The sequence below is a fragment of the Flavobacterium akiainvivens genome, from assembly GCF_001278115.1.
Classification (GTDB): Bacteria; Bacteroidota; Bacteroidia; order Flavobacteriales; family Flavobacteriaceae; genus Flavobacterium; species Flavobacterium akiainvivens.
The window spans coordinates 1,328,900-1,349,774 of record NZ_LIYD01000005.1 but is presented as its reverse complement, the minus strand read 5'-3'; the positions used below and the strand labels follow the sequence as shown (position 1 = coordinate 1,349,774).

General features: G+C 47.2%; 10 protein-coding genes. 9 read left to right on the top strand and 1 reads right to left on the bottom strand.

Translation table 11 applies throughout. The features are described 5' to 3' along the window. The 3 genes from AM279_RS06025 to AM279_RS06015 are packed head-to-tail and all read left to right on the top strand — an operon-like array spanning position 1 to position 5,287. Positions 1–1,659 (top strand): glycoside hydrolase family 28 protein, encoded by a 1,659-nt coding sequence (locus tag AM279_RS06025; protein ID WP_054406846.1) that lies wholly within the window; start codon positions 1–3, stop codon positions 1,657–1,659. 1 nt (position 1,660) lies between these two features. Beyond that, complete coding sequence (locus tag AM279_RS06020) at positions 1,661–3,187, top strand: rhamnogalacturonidase (RefSeq protein WP_054406845.1); 1,527 nt, start codon at positions 1,661–1,663, stop codon at positions 3,185–3,187. Between the two features lie 24 nt (positions 3,188–3,211). Continuing rightward, positions 3,212–5,287 (top strand): beta-galactosidase, encoded by a 2,076-nt coding sequence (locus tag AM279_RS06015; RefSeq protein WP_054406844.1) that lies wholly within the window; start codon positions 3,212–3,214, stop codon positions 5,285–5,287. A 199-nt stretch (positions 5,288–5,486) separates the two neighbouring features. Here AM279_RS06015 and AM279_RS06010 read toward each other — a convergent pair whose 3' ends face one another. Next, positions 5,487–8,000: a glycosyl hydrolase 115 family protein gene (locus AM279_RS06010; protein ID WP_054406843.1), complete on the bottom strand. Its 2,514-nt coding sequence runs from the start codon at positions 7,998–8,000 to the stop codon at positions 5,487–5,489. A gap of 189 nt (positions 8,001–8,189) precedes the next feature. Here AM279_RS06010 and AM279_RS06005 point away from each other — a divergent pair, with 189 nt between their 5' ends. From AM279_RS06005 to AM279_RS05980, 6 genes are all read left to right on the top strand, one after another. Next, a complete protein-coding gene (locus AM279_RS06005; protein WP_054406842.1) occupies positions 8,190–11,051 on the top strand; it encodes a glycoside hydrolase family 2 protein in 2,862 nt (953 codons plus the stop codon). Positions 11,052–11,241: 190 nt separating this feature from the next. Then, positions 11,242–12,603, top strand: a complete 1,362-nt coding sequence (locus AM279_RS06000) for a glycoside hydrolase family 88/105 protein (protein ID WP_054406841.1) — start codon at positions 11,242–11,244, stop codon at positions 12,601–12,603. A 4-nt stretch (positions 12,604–12,607) separates the two neighbouring features. Continuing rightward, complete coding sequence (locus AM279_RS05995) at positions 12,608–13,936, top strand: rhamnogalacturonan acetylesterase (protein ID WP_054406840.1); 1,329 nt, start codon at positions 12,608–12,610, stop codon at positions 13,934–13,936. A 25-nt stretch (positions 13,937–13,961) separates the two neighbouring features. Beyond that, positions 13,962–16,733, top strand: a complete 2,772-nt coding sequence (locus AM279_RS05990) for a glycosyl hydrolase (RefSeq protein ID WP_054410160.1) — start codon at positions 13,962–13,964, stop codon at positions 16,731–16,733. Continuing rightward, entirely contained in the window at positions 16,733–18,124 is a 1,392-nt protein-coding gene (locus AM279_RS05985) for a family 43 glycosylhydrolase (protein WP_054406839.1), read from the top strand. Before AM279_RS05990 ends, AM279_RS05985 begins: the two co-directional genes overlap by 1 nt. Before the next feature lie 30 nt (positions 18,125–18,154). Continuing rightward, positions 18,155–20,869, top strand: a complete 2,715-nt coding sequence (locus AM279_RS05980) for a glycoside hydrolase family 78 protein (RefSeq protein ID WP_054410158.1) — start codon at positions 18,155–18,157, stop codon at positions 20,867–20,869. The last annotated feature ends 6 nt before the right edge of the window (positions 20,870–20,875 follow it).

Genomic DNA, 20,875 nt, shown 5'->3' with positions numbered 1-20,875 from the left:
ATGAAAAAATTACTGTTGTTACTTGCTTGTTTTACAGTCTGTTTAGGGTTCTCCCAAACAGATTATAGTTACCTGTACAAAAACCTGCCGTTTAAAATGCCGGAGCTAACACAGCCGGTTTTCCCTGATTATCAGGTTAACCTGAAAGATTTTGGCGGCGTGGGCGATGGCGTAACCCTTAATACACAGCCGTTTGCTAAAGCCATTGAGGCACTTAAGGCTAAAGGCGGCGGCAAACTTATAGTGCCGCCCGGGGTGTGGTTTACAGGCCCCATAGTGCTTAAAAGTAACATAAACCTGCACCTTGAGGCCGGTGCTGTTATCCTTTTTTCACCGGATAAAGACCTGTATCCCATCATAAAAACCTCGTTTGAGGGGTTAGACAGCCGCCGCTGCCAGTCGCCCATCTGGGCTAAGGGGCAAACCAATATAGCCATAACAGGCAATGGAGCCATAGACGGCAACGGCCAGTATTGGAGGCCTTTAAAGAAGGACAAGGTGTCAGATAAGTTTTGGAAACAGGCTACGTCTAACGGCGGTGTGTTTAAGCGTGCCGATTACTGGATGCCCTCAAAACAGTATTTCAGGGGCGATTCGCTTAGCGATATGAACGTACCGCGCAACCTTACCACAGATGCCGAATGGGCCTCTATACGCGACTTTCTGCGCCCGGTAATGGTTAGCCTCCAGGAGTGTAAAAACGTGTACCTACAGGGCGTTATTTTCCAGAATTCGCCTGCCTGGAACATACACCCACTAATGTGCGAAAATGTTATTATAGACGGTATTAAGGCGCGCAACCCGGCCTATGCCCAAAACGGCGATGCCCTTGATTTAGAGTCGTGTAAAAACGCAATTATAGTAAACAGCACCTTTGATGCCGGTGATGACGGTATTTGTATAAAGTCAGGTAAGGATGAAGACGGCCGCCGCCGCGCTATGGCTTGTGAGAACGTAATTGTAAACAACTGCACGGTGTTTAAAGGGCATGGCGGCTTTGTGGTAGGCAGCGAAATGTCCGGAGGGGTGCGCAATATCTCGGTGTCAAACTGCCAGTTTCTGGGTACTGATGTGGGCCTGCGCTTTAAGAGCAAACGGGGCAGGGGCGGCGTAGTTGAAAACATCTATATATCTGATATCAGCATGTTTGACATTACCACCGAACCCTTTTTATTCGACCTGTATTATGGGGGGAAATCAGCGGTTGAAACCCTTGAGGATGGCGATGTTACCCCTAAAACCGAAGTTTTGCCAAAGGTTGACGAAACCACGCCGGTATTCCGCAACATATATGTAAAAAACCTGGTGTGCAGTGGTGCCAATAAGGCGATGTTCTTTAACGGTCTTCCCGAAAAAAATATAGAAAATATTAATATTGAGAGTATTACGGTACACTCAAAGCTTGGGGCCGAACTGGTGGAATCTGAAAAAATAACGCTTAAAAACGTTACTGTTTTTGCACAGCAGGGCCCTGCGCTTATCCTTAAAAATGTAAAGAATGTATTGGTAACCGGTTTTAAATCAGGAGATAATGCTACTGTTTTTGAAGTGTCGGGCACTAAGTCGTCCAATATAAGTTTACAGTCGGCTTATGGTAAAGAAAAGCTGAAAGTAGGGCAGGAGGTTAACAATAAGGCAGTTACACTTAAAAAACAATAGTATGAGAGCCTTATACGTACTGCTATTGGTTTCATTTACAGTTTTTTCATTTCCAAATACACACTTTAATGTACGGGATTTTGGGGCCAAAGGCGATGGCAAAACCCTTGATACAGAGGCTGTAAACGCAGCCATTAGTAAAGCTTCCCAGGCAGGCGGTGGTACGGTCTATTTCCCTGCCGGTAAATACCTTAGCTTCTCAATCAGGCTTAAGAGCAATATAACCCTCTACCTTGATGCAGGCTGCACCATCATCGCCGCAAATATGCAGGAACATAGTGGTAAGTATGACGACCCCGAGCCAAATATATGGGGCGATTCGCTTCATTATCAGGATTTTGGGCATAGCCATTTTCGCAACAGCCTTATTTGGGGTGAGGATTTAGATGGTGTTTCCATCATTGGCCCCGGCCGCATTTATGGCAAAGGCCTTCAAAAATGGGGCGACCCAAAGCCGGGGCTGGGCAACAAGGCAATTTCCCTCAAAAAGTGCCGAAATGTGCTGCTCCGCGACTTTACCGTACTCCACGGCGGGCACTTTGCTATACTGGCTACGGGTGTGGATAACCTGACCATCAATAACTTAAAGATAGACACCAACCGCGATGCCATAGATATCGACTGCTGCCGCCATGTGCGGGTAAGCGACTGCTCGCTCAATTCGCCAAATGATGACGCACTGGTGCTAAAAGCTTCGTATGCATTGGGTTATGCAGCGCCAACCGAAAATGTTACCATAACCAACTGTGCTGTATACGGTTATGATGAGGGTACGTTTCTTGATGGTACTTACCAAACCACGCAACTGCAAGCGCCTGATAAAGGGGTAGTTACAGGCCGCATTAAACTGGGTACCGAATCTAACGGGGCATTCAGAAACATTACTATATCAAACTGTACCTTTCAGCATTGCCGCGGATTGGCTCTTGAAACAGTGGATGGTGCTGTGCTTGAGAATATTACAGTCAGCAACATAGTGATGGATGACATCCTTAATGCGCCGTTCTTCCTTCGTCTGGGCAGCCGTATGCGCGGCCCAAAGGATGCCAAACCCGGTAGTTGTAAACGGATATTGGTTGATAACGTGGTAGTTACAGCTAATAACCCACAATATGCCTCAATGATTATGGGTATACCCGGTTATGATGTTGAAGATGTGGTGTTTAGCAATGTTTACATCCGTATAAAGGGCGGTGGCACCAAAGAGCAGGGTGCGGTGGTAGTACCCGAAAAAGAAACCGTTTATCCTGACCCTCAAGAGTTTGGGAAAATACCTGCATGGGGATTTTACATCCGTCATGCAAAAAATATCAGTATGCGCCACATAACCCTCGAGTTTGAAAACCGGGATTACCGCCCCGCATTTGTTATTGAAGATGTAAAAGGTGTTCATCTGTCTGATATTCAGGTTGAAACAATGCCCGGTATACCCGTTTTTGACCTTAAGGATGTTACCAACCTTAGCATTTTCAGGATAAATAACCTGAAAGATAAAGAGTACAAAAGCATAAAAACCTTAAAATTGTAACCGCAAACCAAACGCTGTTAAAACATGAAAAAACTGCTTAATATTTCACTTTTGGTCTTCGTTTTCGCAAACTGTGTGGCACAAAAGGCAACTGATTTTTTTCCCGAAAAAGAACTTACCACGGTGGGGGCTTATTATTACCCCGAACACTGGGATGAAACCCAATGGGATCGTGATTTTAAAAAAATGGCCGATATGGGTTTTGAGTTTACCCATTTTGCCGAATTTGCCTGGACACAGTTGGAACCTGAAGAGGGCAAATATGACTTTGCCTGGCTCGACCGTGCCGTTGCCCTGGCCGCCAAGTACAAGCTTAAGGTAATTATGTGTACGTCTACCGCCACGCCGCCCGTTTGGCTTACGCGTAAGCACCCTGAGATACTCAAAATGAGGGAAGACGGCACTTATATGGACCACGGTTCGCGTCAGCATGCCTCGTTTAGTAATGAGTTTTACAGGTCTTATTCGATGAAAATGATTACCGAACAGGCCAAACACTACGGTAACGACTCCCGCATTATTGGCTGGCAGCTTGATAATGAACCCGCAAGCAATGTAGATTACGGCCCGGATGCCCAAAAACGTTTCCGTCTGTGGCTGAAGGATAAGTATAAGACCATAGATGCCCTTAATAAATCGTGGGGTACCAACTTTTGGAGCAATACCTATACCACGTTCGACCAGATAAACATACCGCAGCACAGCCAGTGGGGCATGAACCTGTACCAGCGCCTTGACCACAGCCGTTTTTGCGATAACGAAACCGCCACTTTTCTTGACGAACAGGCCAAAACCATTGCTAAAATTGCTTCTAAACAATGGATTACATCTAATTACATACCCAATTATGATGCGCGCTACATTGGCAACAGCAAAGCCCTTGATTTTGTTACCTATACCCGCTATATGGTGTATGGAGAGCACAACGGTACGGGCCTAAAGGGCTACCGCACAGGCGAATACTCGCGCATTGCCATGGCTAACGATTATTTCAGGCCACTGTCGCCACTGTATGGCGTTATGGAACTGCAGCCCGGCCAGGTTAACTGGGGCAGTATCAACTCACAACCCCTGCCCGGTGCGGTGCGCCTGTGGCTGTGGCACGTGTTTGCAGGGGGCAGCAAACTAACCTGTACCTACCGTTTCCGTGCGCCTATTTATGGCTATGAGCAGTATCACGCCGGTATTTTAGGGACAGATGGCGTTACCCCAACCCGCGGCGGACTTGAATTTGAGGAGTTTATTAAGGAAATTAAAGTGCTGCGCAAAAACTATGCTAAGGGCACGGTTCCCGCCGAATATCAAAAGCGTAAAACAGCCATTTTATATGACCCTGATAACACCGTGGCCATCAACCAGAACAAGCAAACCAACCTGTGGGATACCGAAGCCCACGTGCTGAAATATTACAAAACCCTGAAAGGCTTTGGCGCACCGGTTGACTTTATTCGCGATAGTATGGATTTTGCCCAATATCCTGTGATTGTGGTACCTGCCTACCAGCAAATGAGCAGGCAGCTGATTAAAAAGTTTACGGATTATGCCAGTAATGGCGGTAACCTGGTGCTGTCTACCCGTAGTGGCCACCAGGATGAGCAGGGGCACCTGTGGCAGGCAAAACACGCTGAGCCTATTTACCCGCTTATTGGCGCTGAGATTGAGTTTTATGACCTGCTGAAGCCCCACGCGCCCGACAATGTGAGTATGGACGGCAAACAATATACCTGGACCAGCTGGGGCGATGTGCTGAAGCCAACAGGCAGCACCAAAACCTGGGCTACCTACCAGGGCGATTTTTATGCCGGTAAACCTGCCGTAACGTTCCGTACGCTGGGTAAGGGTACGGTGACCTATGTGGGGCCGGATAGTAATACGGGCGACCTTGAGCAGGCCGTATTGACTAAGCTATACAACCAGCTTAATATACCGGTTGAAAACTACCCGCCGGGCGTGATTGTAGAGTACCGCGATGGTTTTGGCATTGCCATGAACTATGCTGACACCCCGTATGAGGTTAAGATACCCGCCGGTGCCGAAGTGCTTATAGGCAAACCCACATTGCCCGCTGCCGGGGTTGTGGTGTGGAAAATCAAGAAGTAATATTTTTTGGGATATTAGAAAGGGTAGCCAGTGGCTACCCTTTTTAGCTTCGTTAGAAGCGGCATATTTATAGAAACAGCATTCCGGTTGTCATTGAGTCCTGTAGGGACGGTATATGATCATAATTCTATTCCGTCCCTCCGGGACTCTGAATAATGATTTCTTAATTTTCTGTAAATATGCCACCCCCTACACGGTTTTATTTCCTCTCAACCGGGAACATATAAAACATTCGCTCGTGCTCAAAGTCCAGCATCCACTGGTCTATTACCACGTGGTCGTCAAAGGCAGTAATGGTTAGCGTGTGTTTGCCTTTGGTCAGGTTGTGTTTGGTTTGCCTTATGGCCTGTCCGCGCAATACGTTTTCTTTCCACGGGTCGGTCCTGAAGCCTTCTTTAAACGAACACACCTGCGGGGTTTCGTTGTCAATCTGCACACTAAACCGAATATCGCCCTTGTTGTTGGGATGCGTAGGTATTACGGCAGTGCGCAGCAGCGCTTCGCCTTCGGCCTGGATTTCAAACTCAAACGTAACCGAAGCGCCTTTGGCCACGCTAACCGCATTGGCACTATGCCCCAGCAGCTGTATGGGCTGTACGGTTCCGGCAGATTTGGTAAAATCAGCAGCGTTTTGGGCAATCACTTCTTTAGGGTTTACCACGGCTTTTTGCCCGGCGGTATATGGTGTCGGTGTTGCCTTTTCAATAATACCTTGTGGCAGTTGCGGCAGTTTGGGTGCGTCAAACACATACAGGCCACGCGGATTAGGGCTCATAGCATGCTGCCATTTTCCGCCGCTCATGGTATTGTTGTAATAGTCGGTAAGGCTAATAATCTCGTTATAGGCATTCCGGCTTTTGGCGCAGGCATCAATTAACTCTTTGCTTGTGACCCATTTATCCTGCGGCAGGTTAGCGGCAATGGTATTGGCACGCTGGTTTTCAAGCCATTTTACCGCCATGGCCGATGCGCCAAACACCGGGTATTTTATAATCGCGAAAAACGCATCTTTGCGCAATGGGTCAATGTCTTTTTCGGCATCAATTACTATGTTCTTTATAGCTTGGTAGTTGGCAAGGTAACGGTCAAGCTCACCGCCAAATTCTGTCAGGCTCAGGTCGCTGTCCACAACAGGGGTAAAGCCCCTTGGGTAGCTCTTTTTATCTTCCTCAACCTTGCTCCAGCCCATAAACTCAGGCCTTCTTATAGCGCTTTGGTTGTACAGCCCCTGCATGGCAGGCAGCAGTTTTTTGCCGGCTTTAGCGCCAAATTCGCGCACCAGCCAGTTTTCCAGGTGCTTATTAATATCCTGCGGCCCAATAAACTCAATATTCCATGCCAGGTCTAAAAAGAACTCCATGTCATAAGCTGCAATCTTGGGGTCGTGCACGTTTACAATCCACTGGCGTTTTGCATTGTGTTTGTAAGCCTCATTCATCTCATTATAAATAAGCCCGGGAGGTGTTGTGGTAAGCCACAGGTAGTCGTGCGGGCGGCCCCAGTAGCTCAGGTGGTAGTAAACGCCCGCACCACCGCTGCGTTTTTGCTCTTCGGCATTGCTAAGGCGGGTAATATAGCCGTAGTTATCATCGCACCAGGTTAGCATAATGTCTTCGGGCACGTTAACGCCGTTTTCATAAATGTCAAGCACCTCTTTATAGGGTACAAACTGTTGAGGTATAGAATTTACATCTTTATCAATGTATTTAGCCAGCAGGTCGCGCTGTTCATAAATTACCTTTTGCAGGGCATCAGTACGTTCCTGCAGGGTGGTAACGCCCTCCATATAGCTGTCGTGCTTGCCGCGCATACCCATGGTAAACACGGTGGCCGAACTCTTAACCTGCTTAAGGCGGTCTGCCCAGTAGTTCATTACCACATCGTGGTTGTTTATAAAGTTGTAGTGGCCCAGTTTATCGTCATCCCACTCGCTGGCGCTGTTGCGCATAAGGGGTTCGCAGTGCGATGTGCCCACCACAATACCACAGGCTTCGGCCGCTTCCTTTGCACCCGGCACAAAGTAAAACGGAATTGTTTTTTCGTGCATGGCCGGCCATATGGTGTTGGCACGAAGCCTTAGCAGCAGCTTAAAAATTTCGGTATACGTCTTGGCCGATATCAGGCCTTCTTCGCCTTTGTCAAACGTTTTTGAACTCCACGGGCGGGTAGACCAGTCTTCATCATTAATAAAAATACCACGGTATTCCACCGATGGTGCCTGAAAAGTAGCATAGTTGCCCGCCACGGTAAGCTTTTTTTGCTTAAGCGGAGTTGCATCGCCCCACCATAACCACGGCGATACCCCCGCCAGGCGCGACAGCTCTAAAATACCGTAGGCTGTGCCACGGGCGTCGCTGCCCACAATCAGCAGCTGGTTGTGTAGTGCTTTTATATAAAAGGCATCCTGTTTTGTGGCAAGGCTGTCTACCGGCACGCCTTCTTTTCTAAGTTTTTGGGCAAGTTTGGCATCATATTGCACAATGCATACGGTTGCCTTGTTAGGATTTTGCTGTAGGGGGGTAAAACCGGTTACCTGTTTAAGGTCTTCGGTAAACATGGCGGTGGCGGTTTTAATAACGGGGGCATCGGTTACCTGAAGCGAGTAGGTAACGGCGTCTTTCCCATTAAACCAGGTCAGCGGTTTGTGCTGTGCACTAAGGCTCCCAATCAGCCCCAGGCAAAGGGTAAACGCGATAAAAATATTCTTAATCATTGTGATAGTAAATCTAATGTTGGTGGGTGTAAAACGCAATTATAACGTTTTTTTCGGGGTTGGGTGTCCCGTACCAACCCGTTAAAGAGGCTATGGGGTATGCTTTTTCATCATTTTAAAATTAACAGGACAGTTCATGACACTCATATCGCTCAAACGTTTTAGATTAGCAGGCATAAAACTAATTTTATGATATTGCCAAAATCTGTACGCCTGTTTTTATGCCTTGTTATTTGTACCATCAGCCCACTTACTTTTGGGCAAACCAAGCAGGTGCAATACCTCTCGGGTACTGATAACGAGCATACCGTAGCGTGGGATTTTTGGGTAACCGGAGGCCGCAACAGTGGTAAGTGGAGTAAAATTCAGGTGCCCGGCCACTGGGAGCAGCAGGGTTTCGGCGCTTATAACTACGGGCGCGACTATGTAACCTATGGCAAAAACTTCAGGTTTAACGATGAAAAGGGCATTTACAGGCACACTTTTACCGTGCCCGATGCCTGGAAAGGCCAAAAGATACAGATTGTTTTTGAAGGTTCTATGACCGATACCGAGGTTAAGATAAATGGCAGGGTGGCAGGAGCCATACACCAGGGATCTTTTTACCGCTTTAAATATGATATTACCGATAAGGTACAGTTTGGAAAGGAAAACAAGCTGGAGGTAACCGTATCTAAAATGAGCGCCGATGCATCGGTTAACAATGCCGAAAGGCTGGCGGATTACTGGATTTTCGGGGGAATTTTCCGTCCTGTATACCTTGAGGCGGTACCGCAATCGCATATCGACTGGACGGCCATAGATGCTAAAGCCGACGGCTCGTTTAAAAGCAATATTTACCTGCAGGGCATAAAAGATGCTTCTGAAGTTTTGGTTGAGATAAAAGACCGCCAGAATAAAGTGGTGGCATCATCTACTGTAAAGGTAAGCCCGGGCGATACGCTCAAACAGGTTAGCCTTTCGGTTAAGAAGCCAATGCTTTGGACAGCCGAAACCCCCAACCTGTACAGTGCGCATTTCACACTCAAAAAAGGCGGCCAGACGCTGTATAAACTTCGCGAAAGCTTTGGTTTCCGTACCATTGAGGTACGCCAGGGCGATGGTATTTACCTTAATGGCACCAAAATAAAAATGAAAGGCGTTAACCGCCACGTGTGGTGGCCCGAAACCGGGCGTACCATCAATAATAAAATCGACCTTGAAGATGTAAAAATCATTAAAGGCATGAATATGAATGCCGTGCGCTGCTCGCATTACCCCCCTGATAAGGCCTTCTTACACTACTGCGATTCGCTGGGGCTGTACGTGCTCGATGAGCTTGCAGGCTGGCAAAAAGCCTACAGTACAACCGCGGGCAGGCCTCTGGTCAAGGAAATGGTAATACGCGACTGCAACCACCCGTCTATCATTATATGGAGCAACGGCAACGAGGGCGGCCATAATTTTGACCTTGATGATGATTATGCCAGGTATGACCTTTCGGCGCGCCCTGTAATACACGCCCACCACAAGCCGGGCAACGATTTTAGGGGCATTGATTGTAACCACTACGAAAACTACTACAGCAGCAAAGACATACTGGCCGGTAAAAACATTTACATGGTTACCGAATTCCTGCACGCGCAGGACGATGGCGGCGGGGCGGCTTCACTGGCCGATTTCTGGGATTTGCACTGGGAATCTAAACTGGGCGCGGGTGGTTTTATCTGGGCATTGGTAGATGAAGGCCTGATGCGAACCGACCTTGATAACCGCTTAGACACAAACGGCATTAACGCCCCAGATGGCATCCTGGGCCCACACCGCGAAAAGGAGGGGAGCTACAACGCCATTAAGGAAATATACAGTCCGGTTAAGATTAACCTGGCCACACTGCCCGATAATTTTAACGGTACTATTCCCGTAGAAAACCGCTATCATTTTACCAACCTTAACCAGTGCCGTTTTGAGTGGGAACTCATAAGTTTCAATGCGCCCGATGCTGCACCGGGGTATTCGGTTAAAGAAAAAGGCACTGCCAAAGCGCCCGACATAAAGCCGGTTCAGAAAGGCGAACTGAAACTGAACCTTCCTAAAAACTGGAAAGAGGCAGATGCAGTATTGTTGCGTGCCTTTGACCCGAATGGAGATGAGCTGTATACCTGGAGCTTTAAGGTTATAAAGAACAAAGACCTTGTGGCACCGTTGCTTAAAATTCCCGCTAAGGAAACTGACGTAACCACTACTGAAACCGATACAAACATAGAACTTACTGCCGGCGATAAGGTAGTAGCCATCAATAAAAAAGACGGTACACTGGCTTTTGTTACACCTGAAAAAGGCAAGAAAAACTCGTTTAAAGACGGCCCATTCCTCGTTTCGGGTACAGCTGTGCTACAAAGCATCAAACATTTTAAAGACGGCAGCGCACAGGTGGTAGAATGCATCTACACCGGAGACATGAAAAAAGTAACCTGGAAGCTGCACGCTAACGGCTGGCTGGAATTATCGTATGAATATACGGCCAATGGCGAGTTTAAATATTCGGGCGTAAGCTTTAACTACCCTGAAAACTATGTGTTTTCGGCCAAATGGCTGGGCAAAGGCTCTTACCGTGTATGGAAAAACCGTATGCAGGGCGTTACCCACAACGTTTGGGAAAGCATTATGAACGATGCCGTAACCGGCCACTCATGGGGTTACCCCGAATTTAAGGGCTATTATGCCGATGTTAGCTGGATACAGATGGACACTGCCGAGGGCAAATTTCTTGTAGGCACGCCACAGGAAAACCTGTTTGTGCGCCTGTTTGAGTTCTACGGGCTTTCAGGCCCTGTGCCGCTGCCGGAGCTTCCTAAAGGCGATATATCGTTCCTGGAGGCCATACCACCCATTGGCGGCAAGCTCTCGTTTAGCCTTAATGATAACACGGCATCGCTGGGGCCGCTTGGCGAGCTCAACAAGCTTAACGGCACTAAAAGCCGCACACTGTATTTCTACTTCGGTACGCCGGAGCCTGAAGGGAAGGAGAAACAGTTTGTAATGCCATCTGAGAATATATTAACGGATTAGGCTGCAGATGGCAGGTAGCAGGTAGCAGTCTCAGTTTACAGGCTGTTTCATTTAGCAGGATAATTTGCCCCTGGCTTTAGCCAGGGGTTCAGTTGGCAGCCCCGACCCTGAAAGGGTCAGACCCCCCAAAGCCCACGGCAACGCCGTGGGGAAACGAATGAACATAGACAAACAATAAATCACCAGAATAATGAAAAAATATTACTTTATCCCCCTTATATGTGCCATGAGCCTTCCGGCTGCGGCGCAATATGTAGACGGCAAAGGCACCGATGCCACATCTCCGCTGCACCTTCAGAAACCGGATTATGAAACACCTTATGGCACGCCTAAACAGGAAGAGGTTAAGGCCGTGCTCGACCGTATATTTACCTATCTTGATGGTGAAACACCTGCAATGATGATAGACAAAAAAACGGGTAAGGAGTACACAAACACCAAGAGCTTTGACAGCAATGTGCAGCTTAAAATGGGCGCTTACCGCCTTAACAGCTACGAGTGGGGCGTTACCTATGGCGCCATGATGCGCGTGGCTGAGGTTACCGGCGATAAACGTTATTCAGACTATGTAACCAAGCGCTTTAACTTTATAGGTGCGTGGATGCCTGCCATTAAAAAAGCTAAGGAAGATGGTAAAATTACGGGTAGGGATGTGCCGTTTGGCGCGTTTATTACCCCGCATGCGCTTGATGACTGCGGCGCTATATGTGCTGCCATGATTAAGGCTGTGCGTACTAAAAATGCCGATGGCGCATCGCTTAAGCCGTGGATTGAGCATTTTGCCGATTTTATTACCAATAAAGAACACCGCCTTAGCGATGGCACACTGGCAAGGCATCGCCCGCTTGAAAATGCCATGTGGCTTGATGATTTATACATGGCTGTACCCGCGCTTGCCCAAATGGGCGTATATACGGGCGACCAGAAATACACTAACGATGCTATAAAGCAGTTCAAACAGTTTGTACCGCGCATGTTCAACACGCAAAAAGGCATTTATATGCACGGTTGGATAGAAGGTATGGACCCACACCCGCAGTTTCACTGGGCGCGTGCTAACGGCTGGGCGCTGCTAACGGCTACCGAACTGCTTGATGTGCTGCCTGCTAACCACCCTGACAGGCAGTTTGTGCTCGACCAGTACCGTGCACACGTTAAAGGATTGGCTTCATACCAGGCAGGTACGGGCTTTTGGCACCAGTTGTTAGACAGGGACGATTCGTACCTTGAAACTTCGGCTACAGCAATATATGCCTACTGTATAGCACGTGGTATTAACAACGGCTGGCTCGATGCACAGGCCTACAGCCCTATGGTTATGCTGGCGTGGAATGCTGTTACTACCAAGATTAACGCAAAAGGCGAAGTAGAAGGTACCTGTGTGGGCACCGGCATGGGCTTTGACCCTGCATTTTACTACTACCGCCCGGTAAACAATTATGCTGCACACGGTTATGGTCCGGTTATTATGGCAGGTGCAGAGGTTTTACAGCTTATAAAAACCAGCGATATAAAACTGAACGACAGCGCACTTCAGTACTATAAAAAGTAATAATATGAAGCCATTTTACATCATAGCGGCGCTTTTAACGGGCTTTTTGGGCTACAGCCAGATAGACAGCTATAAATTTGATTTTGGGTCGGGTCGCGCACCAAAGGGTTACCTTAACGTTACACCCCAAACCATTTATAGTGAGCAAACTGGCTATGGTTTTGAACCCGGTACTATGGTTGAGGCCGTTACCCACGAAGACAAAAACGTTACGTCTGATTTTATAACCGGCAAGCAACCGTTTTATTTTTCAGTACGGCTTCCCGAAGGTAATTATGATGTAAAGATAATTTTAGGAGATATAAGGGGTACATCGGCCACCACCGTGCGTGCAGAAAGCCGCAGGCTGATGCTGGAGAATGTAAAAACGACTTGGGGAAATATTACAGAACAAACCTTTACCGTGCACCTGCGCGACAGCCTTATACGTGAAAAGGGCAAGGTGGCAGACCAGGTGCGCTTAAAGAAAAACGAGAACCGTAACTTTCATTGGGATAATGTGCTTACCCTTGAATTTAACGATTCGCTGCCGAAAATCTGCGCTATAGAAATCACGCCCAATAAAAAGGCAACCACTATTTTCCTGGCAGGAGATTCAACCGTGTGCGACCAGCCCGGCGAGCCCTATGCCTCGTGGGGGCAAATGTTTCCGGTATTCCTCGTACCAGGCAAAGTGGCTTTGGCCAATTATGCCGAAAGTGGCGAAACCCTTAAGGCGTTTGAAAACGAGAAAAGGCTGGCCAAGATTTGGAGCATGGCTAAACCGGGCGACTACCTGTTTATTGAGTTTACGCACAACGACCAGAAAGACGGACCCAACCACCTTGATGCCAACACCACCTTTAAAGACAAGGTTAAGGAATGGATAGCCGAAGCCAAAAAACGCGGTATGGTTCCGGTGCTTGTAACCAGTACACACCGCAGGAAATTTGATGCTGAAGGACATATTGAAAACACGCTTCTGGATTATCCTGAAGCCCTGCGCCAGACTGCGAAAGAAACAGGTGTGGCCTTGATTGACCTTAATGCCTTTAGCAAAACATTTTATGAGGCACTGGGTGTTGAAGATTCTAAAAAATCGCTGGTGCATTACCCAGCCAATACTTATCCTAACCAGCCAAAAGCTTTAGAAGACAATACGCATTTTAACCCGTATGGGGCTTACCAGCTGGCGGGCTATGTCATGGAAAACATCCGTGCGCAAAAGCTGCCTCTGGCTAAATTTATAAAGAAAGAAGTGCCGGTTTTTAATCCGGCTAAACCCACACCGCCTGCCACTTTTTATTGGCCGCAAAGTGGTGCTAAAAATTCGCGTAAGCCCGATGGCAATTAGCCCGGCACGCAGAAAAAATAAACAAATGACCATTAAAACAACACTTGCCGCTTTAACCCTAAGCGTGGCGTTTGCCGCACAGGCACAGGTGCAATGGCCACAACCTACCCAAACCACCAAACCGTGGACACGCTGGTGGTGGATGGGCAGCGCCGTGAATGAAGCAGGTTTAAACCAACAGATAAACGCGCTTTCAACAGCCGGTTTCGGTGGGGTGCAGATAGTGCCCATTTATGGCGCCAAAGGCTATGAAAGCCAGTACATATCTTACCTTACCCCGAAGTGGATGGGTATGCTGGACTATACCGTGGCACAGAGCAAATCGCGCGGCATGGGGGTAGATATCTCGGTAGGTACGGGCTGGCCCATAGGTGGCCCGCAGGTTACTGTTGAAGATGCCGCAGCCAAAATGTTTGTGCAAACCTATACCATAAAGGCAGGAGAGAAATTACAGGAAAAAATTGTAGTTAACGATGAAAAACAAAAGGCTGCCGGCGCATTTTTAAGCGCTGTAACGGCTTATAGCCAAGACGGCAAAGCTGAAGTCCTGACCGATAAAATAACCGATGACGGGGCTTTAAACTGGTCGCCGCAAAGTGGCACGTGGCAGGTGTATGCGCTCTTTGTGGGCAAAACGGGCCAAAAGGTAAAACGTGCCGCACTGGGTGGCGAGGGCTACACGCTCGATCATTTTTCGTCTAAGGCATTGGGTAATTATTTTGAGAAGTTTGACAGCGCATTTGGTAATTCTAATCACGGGGTGCGTTCGTTTTTTAACGACAGCTATGAGGTGTATGGTGCCAACTGGACGGCTGATTTTTTTAATGAGTTCAAAAAAAGGCAGGGTTACGCCCTCGAGCCTTATATAAAATATCTTACTGAGCCTGTTGAAGATGAGGTTACCGCCCGTGTAAAATCAGATTACCGCGAAACCATGAGCGCCCTTATGCTCGAGAATTTTACCACTAAATTTACCGATTGGGCGCACAGCAAAAAATCCGTTAACACCAATCAGGCACACGGTTCGCCGGCTAATTTGCTCGACCTGTATGCCGCGGTAGATATCCCTGAAAGCGAAACCTTTGGCAGCACGCCGTTTTACATTCCCGGGTTGCGCAGCGCCGGTGCCGAAGCGCAGGAGGTAGGCCCTGATACGGCAATCCTCAAGTTTGCTTCGTCGGCAGCGCACGTTATGGGCAAGCCACTAACATCTAACGAAACCTTTACCTGGCTTACCGAACATTTTAAAACATCATGGAGCCAGTGCAAGCCTGAGGTAGAACAGGTATTCCTCAGCGGTATAAACCATGTGTTTTACCACGGCACTACCTACACGCCCGCCGATGCACCTTTCCCGGGATGGGTGTTTTATGCGTCTACCAATTTTGTATTGCAAAACAGCCTGTGGCCGCACCTTAAAGGTCTTAACGAATACATAACCCGCTGCCAGAGCATACTGCAAAGCGGCCAGCCTGATAATGAGGTGCTGGCTTATTGGCCGGTGTATGATTCCTGGCATAATGCCAAGGGGCTCGATATGCCTTTTGGCATCCACCAGATAGACCGCTGGCTGTGCCCCACAGTGTTTTATGAAAACGTATCGGCATTGCAGGCAAAAGGATATTCATTAGACTATTCATCCGATAAAATGCTTGCTGAAGCCAGGGTGGTAAATGGTGAAATAAAGGTTTCAGATAAAGGGGCTGCCTACAAAGTGCTGGTGGTTTCACAAACCGAATATATGCCGCTTGCTACGTTACAAAGCATTGTAAGGTTGGCCAATGAAGGCGGTACCATTGTACTGCAAAGGCTGCCAAAAGATGTGCCGGGCCTTAATGCAGATATTGACAGACAGAAATTCAACGCTATCATTAAAGGATTTAAGCCTGTTAAAAAGCAGGATGCTATTAGTGAAATAGTTATCGGAAAAGGAAAAATAATATTGGCTAATGAGCTTCAAAAAGCATTGGCTTACGCTAAAGTACAACGTGAGGTTTTGGCAGATACCGGCCTGAAATTCATAAAAAGGAAAATTGATGGTGGCAAATACTATTACATTGTAAATCATAATGAGAAGGCTTTTAATGGCAACGTAAACCTGGCATCAGGTGCTAAGAGTGTTGTGCTGCTTGACCCGCAAACAGGTGAGGTGGGTAGTGTTGGTTTTACTTCAGGTGCTACCACAACATTCAGGCTACAGCTGCAACCGGGAGAGTCGGTTTTTGTAAAGCTTTCAGATGCAAAAGATACTGCTACCCCAAAATGGCGTTATGTTGAAAAAGAAGAGCAGCCTATTGTTTTAAACAACAGCTGGAAACTCCATTTTACTGAAGGCGGTCCATCTCTTCCATCAGATAAAATTATGAAAGCCCCGCAGCCGTGGACAGGTTTTACAGATGATGCCGCTACACAATCATTCTCAGGTACAGGTATATACAGCACCACGTTCGATTTAAAAAGTAAATCAGCAGATGATTATATCTTGAAAATAAATGAATTGTATGAAAGCGCCCGTGTTATTGTAAACGGGCAGGATGCCGGTATTATATGGAGTGTGCCGTTTGAGCTGAACATAGGTAAGTATCTTAAGGCAGGCCAAAACACTATTGAAATTGAGGTGTGTAACCTTATGGCAAACCGCATCCGCTACATGGACCAGAAGAAAATGGAGTGGCGCAAATATCACGAAATTAACTTTGTAAACATACACTATAAAGATTTTGACGCTTCCGGATGGGAGGTAATGCCTTCGGGGTTAGAGAACGTGAGTGTAGTGCCGGTTAAACTCAGCAAGTAATGAATAATAAGCTTTACATATTGTTTTTGTTGGCCTGTTTGTCGCTTTCTGCACAAACAAAGGGCAAATACAGCGCTATTTATAGCGGCTCGCCCTGGTTTGACAACCGCGGGCAGGTAGTAAGTGCCCACGGTGCCTGTATAGTTAAAGACGGCAATACCTATTACCTGTTTGGCGAAAAGCACAAAGACAAAGACAATGCTTTTGACGGTTTTACCTGCTATTCATCTAAAGACCTATACAACTGGAAGTTTGAGAGCATAGCCCTGCCGGTGCAGCCTACAGGCAAGTTAGGCCCATCGCGCGTAGGCGAACGGGTAAAGGTTATGCAATGCCCTAAAACAAAAGAGTATGTAATGTATATGCATGCCGATTCGCTTAATTATAAAGACCAGTTTACAGGCTATGCCATGGCTAAAAAAATTACAGGGCCGTATGAGTTTAAAGGGCCGTTGCTTTTTAACGGACAGCCCATAAAAAAGTGGGATATGGGCACGTTTCAGGATAAAGACGGCAGCGGTTATGTACTACTGCATGGTGGCGATATTTACAGGCTGGCCGATGACTACAAAAGCATTACAGAACACGTAAATAAAGCCTTTGAAGCAGGTTTTGAGTCGCCGGCTATATTACGCAAGGGCGATATGTATTACTTTCTGGGTTCGCACCTTACCAGCTGGGAACGTAACGACAATTATTACTACACCGCCACATCATTACACGGGCCGTGGACGCACAGGGGGCTTTTCGCACCTGAAAATTCGCTTACCTGGAATTCGCAAACCACATTTGTACTGCCTGTAGAAGGCTCAAAAGGCACTACCTATATGTTTATGGGAGACAGGTGGGCCTACCCTAACCAGGCTTCGTCAGCTACCTATGTGTGGCAGCCGTTAACCGTTGAGGGCACGCAGCTGTCTATCCCGCAGTTTAAAGATGTGTGGCAGGTTGACCTGAAAACAGGACAGGTTACTGAGGTAAAAACGGGCAGGGAAATTGAAAATACCGATAAGCAGATAATGTACAAAGGCAATTGGCACAATACGGCTAAAAATGGGACGGAATCACGATCAGACGTAAAAGATGATTCGTTTACCTTTACGTTTACAGGAACCCGGGTAGGGTTTTACAGCCTTGCCGGCCCCGATGGCGGGCATGCAAGGGTACTATTGCAAAACCAAAAAGGAGAAACAGTATGTACAGCACTGTTAGACACCTATTCTAAATATGAAGTTTCGTCTTTAAAATTTATAAGCCCTGAACTGCCAAAAGGCCAATATACCTTAACCGTTACCGTAGTAGGCGAACGGGGCAACTGGAGCGATAAAAAGAAAAATAACTATGGCAGTACCGGCAATTTTGTCTCGGTAGATAAAGTAGTTGTACAATAATATATGCCTTTAAAACAAACCAACTTAATAATGAAAAAACTCTTACTTCTTGCCCTTATACTTAGTTCTGCACTGTTAACCGCCCAAAAGATTACAGGGCTTGTAACCGAAGGTTTAACCAACCCTTTAGGTATTGATACGCCACAACCGCACTTTAGCTGGAAACTGGAATCTGACAAGCGCAATGTAATGCAGTCGGCTTACGAAATAAAGGTAACGACCGATGAGGCCGGGCTTAAAAGCAAAGTACTGTGGACAAGTGGTAAAGTAACGTCAGATCAATCGCTTTATGTGCCTTATGGCGGTAGTGCACTTGCTTCCGGGCAGCGTTATTACTGGCAGGTGCGCGTGTGGGATAACAAAGGCAAAGCATCAGGGTGGAGTACCCCGGCCTACTGGCAAATGGGGTTGCTGAAAGAAGCCGACTGGAAAGCCCAATGGATATCGCCGGGTTATGAGGAAGACCCGTTGCGTGCGTGTCCTCTGATGCGAAAGGAATTCAGTATAGGTAAAAAAGTAAAATCGGCTACAGCCTATATAACCGCACACGGCCTTTATGAGGCGCAAATAAACGGTAAAAAAATAGGCGATGCTTATCTTACACCAGGCTGGACAAGCTACAGCAAGCGCCTGCAATACCAGGTGTATGATGTAACCGGTATGTTTAAGCAGGGCAGCAATGCCATTGGGGTAACACTGGGTAATGGTTGGTACCGCGGGCTTTTTTCGTTGGGAATCAGGAAAGATATTTATGGGTCGGATATTTCACTGCTTATGCAGGTAAATGTAGAATATACTGATGGTACAACCGAAACCCTTGTGAGTGATAACAGCTGGAAATCGTCTACGGGGTCGATTTTAAGCTCTGAGATTTACGGTGGCGAAACCATAGATGCCCGTAAGGAAAAAACAGGTTGGGCGTTGCCGGGCTATAACACTGCCGGCTGGGTAGGGGTTAAAACGCAGTCATTCCCTAAAAATACATTGATAGCTACTTATAATGAACCTATTACAAAACATGAAACATTTACTCCCGTAAAGATACTTACCACACCAAAAGGCGAGCAGGTAATAGACTTCGGGCAAAACCTTGTGGGGTGGGTTGTGGTTAAGGTAAACGGCAAGGCAGGCGATACATTTAGTATTTCACACTCTGAAGTGCTTGACAAAGAGGGTAACTTTTATACCGAAAGCCTTCGCGGGGCAAAAGCGCAGGACACCTACATTTTAAAAGGTGGTGCTACCGAAACTTTTGAGCCGCATTTTACATGGCATGGCTTCCGTTATATTAAGATTGAAGGTTATCCGGGTACACTGAAACCGGAAAATTTTACGGCAGTGGTGCTGTATTCAGATATGGAAATGACGGGCAGCTTTACCTCTTCAAACGAATTGATTAACCAGCTACAACACAATATAGAGTGGGGGTTAAGAGGTAACTTTCTTGATGTACCTACTGATTGTCCGCAGCGCGATGAGCGCCTGGGGTGGACGGGCGATGCACAGGTGTTTTTCCGCACGGCATCGTTTCTTAGGGGCGTAAACAACTTCTTTACCAAATGGATGAAAGATGTACAGGCAGACCAGTATCCAGATGGGGCTGTACCTTATGTAGTGCCCAACACCCTTATGGATTGGGATAAAGGCAGCGCCGGATGGGGCGATGTGGCAACCATTATTCCTTGGGATATGTATGTGGCGTATGGCGATAAGCGTATTCTTGAAAACCAGTACGGCAGCATGAAAGCCTGGGTAGGTTTTATACAAAGCCAGAGTACCAACGATTTATGGAACAAAGGCAACCATTTTGGTGACTGGCTGTTTTACAGCGTCAATGACGACAGGGATGGATCTTCGGCCATTACCAATAAATATTTTATAACCCAGTGCTTTTATGCCCATTCGGTGCAATTGCTTATTAATGCCGCACAGGTGTTGGGCAAAACCGATGACGTGGCTACGTATACCACGCTTTTGGGCAGGGTGAAAAACGCTTTCCTGAAAGAATATATTACCCCTAACGGCAGCACGGTTAGCGATACGCAAACATCTTATGTACTGGCATTGCAGTTTGATATGCTGCCCGAAAACCTACGTGCCCAGGCAGCAGAGAGGCTTGTGGCTAACATAAGGCGCTATAACAACCACCTTACCACCGGCTTTTTAGGAACACCTTATCTTTGCCATGTATTAAGCCGTTTTGGCCATGCAAATGTGGCGTATGACCTGCTCCTGCAAAAAACATATCCATCGTGGTTATACCCGGTTACCAAAGGTGCTACGACTATTTGGGAGCGTTGGGATGGTATTAAAACCGATGGCACATTTCAAACCCCGGATATGAACTCCTACAACCACTATGCTTATGGTGCCATAGGCGACTGGATGTACAGGGTTATGGTGGGTATAGATGTAGAAGGCGATGGCGTGGGCTATAAAAAAATACAGATAAAACCACTACCGGGTGGTGATTTTACGCATGCTTCGGCTGATTATGAAACACCTTATGGCAAGGTGGCTTCAGGCTGGAAAATTGAGGGTAATACGCTTACCCTAACAGCCGTGGTGCCGGCTAATACAACGGCCGTGGTGTGTGTCCCTGCAGCAGCTATAAACGGTATTACCGAAGGGGGTAAAGCCATTTCGACCTCAAAAGATGTAGAGGTGTTGGGTGTAGAAAACAAGTATGTAAAAGTTAAAGTGGGTTCGGGCAGTTATGTGTTTACCGCACCTTACCAAAAATAAAAGAAT